This is a genomic window from Nonomuraea sp. KM90 (assembly GCF_052246675.1).
Lineage (GTDB): Bacteria > Actinomycetota > Actinomycetes > Streptosporangiales > Streptosporangiaceae > Nonomuraea.
This window is the reverse complement of the sequence record NZ_JBQQCB010000321.1, coordinates 1-2,137: the sequence shown is the minus strand read 5'-3', so window position 1 is coordinate 2,137 and position 2,137 is coordinate 1. Positions and strand designations below refer to the sequence as shown.

General features: G+C 71.2%; 1 protein-coding gene. It reads left to right on the top strand.

The genetic code is table 11. The features are described from left to right. Positions 1 to 463 precede the first annotated feature (463 nt). The gene (locus tag ACTWPW_RS63875; protein ID WP_443174989.1) at positions 464 to 1,993 is read left to right on the top strand and encodes an FAD-dependent oxidoreductase; all 1,530 of its coding nucleotides are present in this window, start codon (positions 464 to 466) and stop codon (positions 1,991 to 1,993) included. Positions 1,994 to 2,137: the final 144 nt, after the last annotated feature.

Here is a 2,137-nt window from a genome sequence, read left to right as displayed (position 1 = left end):
CCACCCCGGCACCGAAACCGCCACCAAGAACCTCCTGGCCGGCACACCCATCGCCATGATGGACCGGGTCCGCGACGCCATCCGCCAGGCCATGGGCAAGAACCCCTGACCATGACCACCCGCGGAACAGGGCTGCGCGGGTTCGTCGGCGTCCTGCGGTGACCTCGACATCGGTTCCCACGCGGCCGATCAAGGACGGCGCGCAGGATCTCCACCCAGGGCGGCTGGTGGGGTGCGGCGGTTTCGGGTTCCGGCGGTCAGCCGGCGGAAGGAGGGACTGGTCGTACGGGAGGCTTCACGAGGTGTTCACCGAGCGTCACGCGACCACCCGGACCCTCTCCAGGGAGGGGTCGGCGGCATGGACGTCGGAGCGCGGCACGCCCAGGTGGTCGCCGTGCCCGCTGCCCTCGGCCTCGGTGCTCGTAGCGCGCCTAATCGGCGGGCGCGGGGGAAGACGTCGCCTATGGCATCGCTTCCCGGAGTGCCCGAGTCGTACTGGATCGAATCGACGGCCACGACGTCGTTCCCGCCGCTTGAGCAGGACGTCACCGCCGATGTCGCCGTCGTCGGCGGCGGGATCGCCGGGCTGTGCGCGGCGTGGGAGCTGACGCGGGCGGGCCGCTCGGTCGTGCTGCTGGAGGCGGATCGCATCGCCGCCGCCGTCACCGGCTACACCACCGCCAAGCTGTCCGCCCAGCACACCCTCATCTACGCCCGGTTGCGCCAGTCGCACGGGGAGCAGGCCGCCAGGCTGTACGCGACCTCGCAGCAGGACGCGATCGAGCACGCGTTCGCGACCGTGGCCGACCTGGCCATCGACTGCGACCTCGAACGCCTGCCCGCCTACACCTATGTCGAGTCCGCCGAAGGGAGCGAGCAGATCACCGCCGAGGTCGACGCGGCCCGGCAGGCCGGCCTGCCCGCCTCCCTGGTGACCGGGACGGGCCTGCCGTTCGACGTGGCGGCCGCCATCCGGGTGGAGGACCAGGCACAGTTCCATCCCCGCAAATACCTGCTCGCCCTGGTGCGGCAGATGGTCCGCGACGGCACCCGGGTGTACGAACGTACCCGGGTGACGGGATTGGAAGAGGGACGGCCATGCCGGCTGGCGTGCGAGAGCGGCACCACGGTCGCCGCCACCGACGTCGTGGTGGCCACGCACTACCCGATCTTCGACCGGGCGCTGCTGTTCTCCCGTCTGCAGCCGCGGCGTGAGCTCGTGGTCGCGTCGCCCATCCCACCCGAGCAGGACCCGGGCGGCATGTACATCACCACGGAGCACAACACCAGGTCGGTCCGCACCACCCCCTACCGGCACGGGCAGCGCCTGCTCATCGTCACCGGGGAGATCGCCGAGCCCGGCTCCGGTGACGCCGGCGAACGTTTCCGGCGGCTGGCGGCCTGGACCAGCGAACGCTTCCCCGGCACGCAGATCACCCACCGGTGGGCGGCGCAGGACAACGCCACCACCGACCACCTGCCCTACGTAGGACACCTTCACCCGGGAGCCGAGCACGTCTACGTGGCCACGGGATTCAGCGGCTGGGGCATGAGCAACGGCATCATGTCCGGGAAGCTCCTGTCCGCTCTCATCACCGGCCACGAGCTGCCGTGGACCGAACTGTACGATCCTCGGCGGCTTCACCCGCTTCGCGAGGCCGGCCCCATCGCCAAGCTCCAGGCCAAGGTCGCACGCCACTTCATCGGGGACCGCCTGCGCTCCTCCCACGTCGACTCGATCGACGACGTCGATCCGGGGTCGGGCGCGATCGTCCGTATCGGCGGCCGGCGTTGCGCGGTCCACCGCGACACGGCGGGGGTCGTTCACGCGGTCTCCGCCACCTGCACGCACCTCGGCTGCATCGTGGCCTTCAACCAGGCCGAACAAACGTGGGAATGCCCCTGTCACGGATCGCGCTTCGGAACCGACGGAACCGTCCTGCACGGTCCGGCCACCCAACCCCTGGAACCGATCGACCTGGACAACCCATGACGCCCCCTGCCGACGCGGCGCCGGCGCTCCACCTGGCCGTGCGCCAGGTCAGGTCAGGGCCGACGAGCCGCATCGGGCCAGCCTGTGGGCGCCGTTCGGACGCGGAGGCCCCCGGCGGGCCGTCGCCTCGGAGATCATCGCTAC

Excerpts from the sequence above, each read along its gene's own strand:
- ACTWPW_RS63875 (WP_443174989.1), top strand. The coding sequence starts at position 464 with ATGGCATCGCTTCCCGGAGTGCCCGAGTCGTACTGGATCGAATCGACG.